The organism is Bradyrhizobium sp., from assembly GCF_049691595.1.
Lineage (GTDB): Bacteria > Pseudomonadota > Alphaproteobacteria > Rhizobiales > Xanthobacteraceae > Bradyrhizobium.
In genome coordinates this window covers 1-6,575 of sequence record NZ_JBAVNZ010000647.1, presented here as the reverse complement: position 1 = coordinate 6,575, position 6,575 = coordinate 1, and the positions used below count along the sequence as shown (strand labels likewise).

Here is a 6,575-nt window from a genome sequence, read left to right as displayed (position 1 = left end):
CCCGGTCGAGCGAGAGAGTAAATAGGTTTTCTCGATCGAGGCGCTGCCTGCCGGCTGATGGCAGGACCGCATCTGCCCGTCATAGGACTTGTAGGTTCCCGATGCCGGATCGTAGCTCCGAAACCGGCTGCAGTCGTTTGAGCCAGCGGCGTGCTGGCGCGGATCGCGCCTTGGCGGTAGTGGAATTGTTTCAGCCGCTTTGCGCATCGATTTGCTTTCGCCGGGCGCGGCTTCCTCCGATCGTTTCGCCTCCTGTGTCGCTTCCGGCTGTTTTGCCGCGGGCTTCTCTTCTGCAACCGCGGGTTTCTCTTCCACGGTCGCGGGCTTCACTTCCGCAACCGCGGGTTTCTCCTCCACGGCTGCGGGTTTCTCTTCCACAGCGGCCGACTTCTGCTCCGCAGCCGGTCCGCGCTGCCGTTCGAGAAATGCCTTGCAGTGAATCGGGAACACGCTTTCGCCGGAAACGGTCAGGCCGATCGGCACACAGCCGCCTGACGAATTGTCTTCGTTCGCGGTGAATTGCGCCGGAGCCGGGTTCGAATCGAGCGCGCCGGGTGTCTGGGCGAGGGCCGCGCTGCTAATCACCGAAAGAAGGAAGGCCGACAGGTGTTTCATGCGATCACTCACTCTCCACGGGTACTGTCCGTCCCCTGCACGGAGATCGGGTGCGCGATCTATTCTGCCGATTGTGGCCCAAATCGGTCAGGGAACCCGGCAAAGGCCGGGTGCGGCCCCATGAAGCGAAAAAAAAATTGCCCCGTGACTTGATCATGAGCCGCGACCGATCCGCCCACGCGCCACGGGAATCTGGAGCGAGACCGGGAAAATTCCGGCGCTGGAAGTCGCGCGAAAACGGCGATTTTACGAACGATTTCAACGGTGATTTGCGCTGTCCAGTCCATCCTGCAAGAAAATTTCGCCTTGCTCGCAATGACGGTCGCAACACCGGCGCTCGCCTTGCCGCCTTCACAGTTCCCTTGCATTGCTGAACGCGAACGACGACACCCGCCTTGTGTTCTCGTCGAGGATCAGGCTGCGGGTGATCGGCGGCTCGGCGCGCTGGCTGCAGTTTTCACGCTCGCAGAGACGGCAGTTGACGCCGATCGGCGTGCCCTCGGTTTTTTCAAGATCCATGCCGGTGGCGTAGATCAGCTTTGCCGCGTGGCGGATTTCGCAGCCGAGGCCGATGGCAAAACGCGGCTGCGGCTGCGGGTGCGGCGAGACCTGCCGGCGCACCATCTGCGCGATCGAGAAATAGCGCGTGCCGTCGGGCAGTTCGATCACCTGTTTCAGCAGGCGGTCCGGCGTGTCGAAGGTCGAATGCACGTTCCACAGCGGGCAGGTGCCGCCGAATTTCGAGAACGGAAAAGTGCCGGAGGAAAACCGCTTGGAGACATTGCCGGCATTGTCGACCCGCAGCATGAAGAACGGCACGCCGCGCGCATTCGGCCGCTGCAGCGTGGTCAGGCGATGGCAGACCTGCTCGAAGCCGGCATTGAAGCGCTGCGCCAGCACATGGACGTCGTAGTTCAACGTCTCCGCGGCGCTGTGAAAGGCCTGATAGGGCATCATGGTGGCGGCGGCGAAATAATTCGCCAGCGTGATCCGGTAGAGCCGCCGCGGCGTGTCGTCGAGCGGGCCGGCGCGATTCACAATGGTCTCGATGCTGGCGCCGCATTCGGCAAGCCCGATCTGGATGGCCAACTGGAACGCGCGGCCGGGGCCGTCGACCAGCTCCGAGATCAGCAATTGCCGGCGATGGCGATCGAACCGCCGCAGGGTCTCGCGCATCACGTCGACCGGCATGACGCGGGTGACGACAGAATGTTTTTCACGCAGCCGTGCGGCAAGCGCGGCGAACAATCCGTCGGCCGGCACGTTCAGTTCGTCGCGCAGATTTTCCGCGGCCTGTTCCAGTTCGGGAAAATAATTGCGGTTGGCCTCGATCAGGTCGCGCACGCGCTCGATCGGATTGGCCTCGAAGCGCGTGCCCTCGTCGCGGTCGGCCATCTGCGCCGCCACCAGCGTCTCGCCGCGGCGGGCTTCGGTATAGGCGGCGTACAGCCGTTGCAGCGCGTGCGTGACGCCGGGGCACAGTTCGGCGAGGTCGCGCAGCTCCTGCTTCGGCAGGTCGATCTGGCGGAACAAGGGATCGGAAAAGATCTCGTTCAGCTCGGCGAAAAAACGGTCCTCGTCGGCGGTGGCGAGGTCGCGCAGATCGAGGTCATAGGTCTCGGCCAGCCGCAGCAATATCTGCGCGGTGACCGGGCGCTGGTTGCGCTCGATCAGGTTGATATAGCTCGGGGAAATGCCGAGCCCCTCGGCGATCTGGGTCTGCGACAGCCCCAATTGCTGGCGGATGCGGCGGAATCTCGGGCCGACGAACAGTTTTTTTCCGGAATCGGTCGCCATGGCAGCAGCCTACCGCTCCCTTTTTGTGACAAAAATAACAAAATGACATATATGACAAGTTTATATGTTACACAACATCACGATTGAAACGCAAGCTATCTATACGAAATCCGGTTTTTGGCGTCTAGCTCACGTCACTATCGCAACGCACTGTCACGAATGTCGATTGGAGATAATGATGGCCAAGAGTTTTGCAGAGCTGGTCCCGGCGCCCGCGGGGCGTTTTGATGGCATCAGCCGTCCCTATACCCCGGCCGAGGTGGAGAAGCTGCGCGGCTCCGTGCCGATCGCTTACACGCTGGCCGAGAAGGGCGCCAATCGGCTGTGGGAATCGCTGAAGAAAGAGCCCTATGTCAACTCGCTCGGCGCCGTCACCGGCAACCAGGCGATGCAGCAGGCGCGCGCCGGCCTGCCCGCGATCTATCTGTCGGGCTGGCAGGTCGCCGCCGACGCCAACACCGCGGGCGCGATGTACCCGGACCAGAGCCTCTATCCGGCCAATGCGGGTCCGGAACTGTGCCGCCGCATCAACCGCACTTTTCAGCGTGCCGACCAGATCGAGCACTCCGAAGGCGGCGCCAGGATCGACTGGTTCGTTCCGATCGTGGCCGACGCGGAAGCTGGCTTCGGCGGTCCGCTCAATTCGTTCGAGATCATGAAGGCCTATATCGAGGCGGGCGCGGCCGGCGTTCACTTCGAGGACCAGCTTGCATCGGAAAAGAAGTGCGGCCACATGGGCGGCAAGGTGCTGATCCCGACCGCGGCGCATGAGCGCAATCTGATCGCGGCGCGTCTGGCCGCCGACGTCTGCGGCACGCCGACCTTCGTGCTGGCGCGCACCGACGCCGAAAGTGCCAAGCTGATCACCGCCGATGTCGACGAGCGCGATCGCGAGTTCATCACCGGCGAGCGCACCGCGGAAGGCTTTTTCCGCCTCAAGCCCGGCACCGGTCTTAAGCATTGCATCAAGCGCGGCATCGCGTTTGCGAAGTATGCCGACCTGCTGTGGTGGGAAACCTCGACGCCGAACCTTCAGGAAGCCAGGGAATTCGCCGAAGCCGTGCACAAGGTCTATCCCGGCAAGATGCTGGCGTATAACTGCTCGCCGTCGTTCAACTGGGAGGCCAATATCGACAAGGCGACGATTGCAAAGTTCCAGCGTGAGATCGGCGCGATGGGCTACAAGTTCCAGTTCGTGACCCTGGCGGGCTTCCACTCGCTCAACCACGGCATGTTCGAACTGGCGCGCGGCTACAAGGCCGAGGGCATGGCGGCCTATTCCCGCCTGCAGCAGGCCGAGTTCGCCTCCGAGAAGCATGGCTATTCGGCGACGCGCCACCAGCGCGAAGTCGGCACCGGCTACTTCGACCTGGTCTCGACCACCATCACCGGCGGCACCTCGTCGACCACAGCACTTCACGACTCGACCGAGGCCGCGCAGTTCAAGCCGCATGGCTCCGACATCAAGGTTCAGGCGGCGGAGTAAACCGGCCGAATAACAGGAGACTGACATGACCAAAGGCAGCAATTTCTGGGTGATTGGCGGCGAGTTCGGCTCGATGAACTTCCACAAGCTCGTGGAAGGCTCGGCCCAGGTGCAGGGTCCGTTCAAGAGCCGCAAGGAGGCCGAGGACGCCTGGCGCGAGGTCTCGGAACAGAACCGCCACAAGGCCGGCGTGCGCTTTTCGATCGTCGAGGAGCCGTCGCGGGTCTCGGCCTGAAGGGCGGCTGCCGATTAGTCACGTAACGTCCAGGGACGGGCGGCCTCATCCGGTTTCCGGGTGAGGTCGCTTGCCTGTGGAACAGGCCAAAGACCCAAGCCCCAGGGCGCGAACCGCGTTTGCGGAAATAATGGTTGCTGATAGGTTAATGACCGCAACCCTTCAGGGCAAAGGCCGCCACACCATGTCAGACGCGCAAAACACCGGCAACGAGGCCCGCGAGGCGCGACCGACAAGGCTGCGCGATGCGCTGCGCCAGGCGCGGATCGAGGCCGCCGACCGCACCGGCGTCGTCGTCGAACTGCGCGACGCCGAGGTCGCGCGGCTGGAAATATTGAACGAGGCGCTCGATCCCCTGTTCGCCGAGATCCCGGAGCGGATCGACCTGTTCGACCGCGGCATCAGCCAGGGCGAGGCGCCGCGGCTGTGGCTCGACGCGGTGGCGCATGTCGCAATGGGACGCGACAAGCGCATCTACCGTCTGGTGCAGGACACGAGCTTCGGCCGCATCGTGCTCGCCGAATCCCATGACGTCGCCGTGGTCGTCGCCGCCGTCACCGACTATGTCGCGCGCCGCATGATCGAGCGCGAACGCGCGATGGTGGTCACGCCCGTTGCCGGACCGGCGGCCGCCGGCAAGCCGCGCCGCGGCGGGTTTTGGATGTTCGTGCTCGGATTCCTGCTCGGTGCGCTCGCGCTGTTCGGGTTGGCGCTGTACGCGAGCTTGCGAAATCTGTGAACCCTTACCGTCATTGCGCGCGCAAGCAACCTGTCCGCCGTAGCTCAACGAGCAAAGGCGGAAGCAATCCATGAATCTGACCGCGAAAAGAGTTTGGATTGCTTCATCACTGTCGCTCGTCGCAATGACGAACTCTCAAATCAGTTGCACCCGCCGCAATTCCTTAACCCGCAACCCGTCGCCCACCCCCCGCACGGTCTGTTCGCAGCGCCATGCGCCGCCCTCGCGTGCGATCGAAAACAGGTTGTAGGCCGCCGCCGGATAGTGCCGGTGCGCCAGCGCCGACGCCGAAGGCACGCCGATCGCGGGAATCTTTCCGCCTGGCCCCTCGAACCACATCGTCGAGTGAATGTGGTCGTGGCCGTGCAGGATCAATTCCACGCCGTGCCGGCGCAGCAGCGCGCGCAACGCTTTCGAATCGGTCAGCCGCTTGACGCGGGATTCCGACTTGAGGGGATGATGGACCAGCAGCACCCGAAAGGCCTGCTCGCCCGACAGCTGCGCCAGGATGCGGTCGAGCGCGTCAAGCTGCGCGCGGCCGAGCCGGCCGGTCGCCATCAGCGGCGGCGTCGGCACCGCCGAGGAGACCCCGATCAGCGCGATCGGGCCGCGCCGGCGCACGAACGGAAACATGACGGGCTTGCCTGCGGCGTCGCCGCGCAGATATTCGGCGAAGGTTCCGACAAAGCGATGCCTTGTGGCGCGCACATAGGCGTCGTGATTGCCGGGAATGACGGTCACCTCATCGGGCGCGCCGACGCTCCGAAGCCAGGCTTGCGCCGGTGCGAATTCGGCGTCCAGCGCGATATTGACGAGATCGCCGGTGACCGCGATGTGGTCCGGCCGCTGCGCGCGCAGGTCCGCCAGCAGCGCGTCGAGCACGTCACGCCGATGATATTTGTGGCGATTGCGCGTCCAGTTGAGATAGCCGAGCGCGCGCTTTCCGGCGAGATCGCGAAAGCGTGCCGCCGGCAGCGGCGAAAGATGCGGATCGGACAGATGCGCGAGCGTGAATGCCATCAGCTTCGTTCCCGCCAATGGTCTGTGATATACCGCCGTCGCACGGTCATTTCACGATGTCTCCAGTATCCTGCACTGTATTGGCAAGCCGGCGGCGCCCGCGCAAGGTTCGGACCCAAAGATCAAACCCAAAGATCAAGCACAAAGAGATCAAGCCCAAGGTTCAAATCGATGTCTGACCATCCGAGGGCCCGGTGACGGCCTTGCAGAATTGGCGCAGAAGGCTCGAGCCGCAACTGCGGCGGGTGTTTCACCTCTATTGGCGCGTCGCCCGCGGCATGACGCTTGGGGTCCGCGCCGTCGTGCTCGACGCCGACAACAGGGTGTTTCTGGTCAAGCACAGCTATGTGACGGGCTGGCATCTGCCCGGCGGAGGCGTCGAGGTCGGTGAAACGTTCCGCCATGCATTGCAGCGTGAACTGATGGAGGAGGGGCGGATCGAACCGGACGGCGAGCCGGACCTGCTTGGCCTGTTTCTCAACAGCCATGTTTCCCGCCGCGACCATGTCGCGGTCTACGTCGTCAGAGCCTTCCGGCAGGATCGCTTGCCGGAGCCGAATCGCGAGATCGAGCAATGCGGTTTCTTCGATCCGGATGCGTTGCCGGCCGGGACGACGCCGGGGACACGGCTTCGGATCGCCGAGGTGCTCGGCGGCCGGGAGCCGATCGCCACCTGGCGCTAG

7 protein-coding genes are annotated in these 6,575 nt (G+C 63.8%); 4 read left to right on the top strand and 3 right to left on the bottom strand.

The window, feature by feature from the left end:
* Positions 1-615, bottom strand: a 615-nt coding sequence (locus WCE35_RS25920; protein ID WP_424596157.1) for a BA14K family protein, incomplete at its 3' end; no start/stop codon positions are given.
* 351 nt (positions 616-966) lie between these two features.
* The gene (locus WCE35_RS25915) at positions 967-2,412 is read right to left on the bottom strand and encodes a helix-turn-helix domain-containing protein (RefSeq protein ID WP_424596156.1); all 1,446 of its coding nucleotides are present in this window, start codon (positions 2,410-2,412) and stop codon (positions 967-969) included.
* Between the two features lie 178 nt (positions 2,413-2,590).
* Between WCE35_RS25915 and aceA the strand changes: the two genes are divergently transcribed.
* From aceA to WCE35_RS25900, 3 genes are all read left to right on the top strand, one after another.
* Positions 2,591-3,898, top strand: a complete 1,308-nt coding sequence (gene aceA, locus WCE35_RS25910) for an isocitrate lyase (RefSeq protein ID WP_424596155.1) — start codon at positions 2,591-2,593, stop codon at positions 3,896-3,898.
* Between the two features lie 25 nt (positions 3,899-3,923).
* Entirely contained in the window at positions 3,924-4,133 is a 210-nt protein-coding gene (locus WCE35_RS25905) for a DUF4170 domain-containing protein (protein ID WP_424596154.1), read from the top strand.
* A gap of 184 nt (positions 4,134-4,317) precedes the next feature.
* The gene (locus tag WCE35_RS25900) at positions 4,318-4,872 is read left to right on the top strand and encodes a hypothetical protein (protein WP_424596159.1); all 555 of its coding nucleotides are present in this window, start codon (positions 4,318-4,320) and stop codon (positions 4,870-4,872) included.
* Between the two features lie 135 nt (positions 4,873-5,007).
* On the opposite strand, the gene WCE35_RS25895 is transcribed toward WCE35_RS25900, so the two are convergent.
* Positions 5,008-5,895, bottom strand: a complete 888-nt coding sequence (locus tag WCE35_RS25895) for a metallophosphoesterase family protein (RefSeq protein ID WP_424596158.1) — start codon at positions 5,893-5,895, stop codon at positions 5,008-5,010.
* Between the two features lie 191 nt (positions 5,896-6,086).
* On the opposite strand from WCE35_RS25895, the gene WCE35_RS25890 reads away from it, so the two are divergent.
* Entirely contained in the window at positions 6,087-6,575 is a 489-nt protein-coding gene (locus WCE35_RS25890) for an NUDIX domain-containing protein (RefSeq protein WP_424596153.1), read from the top strand.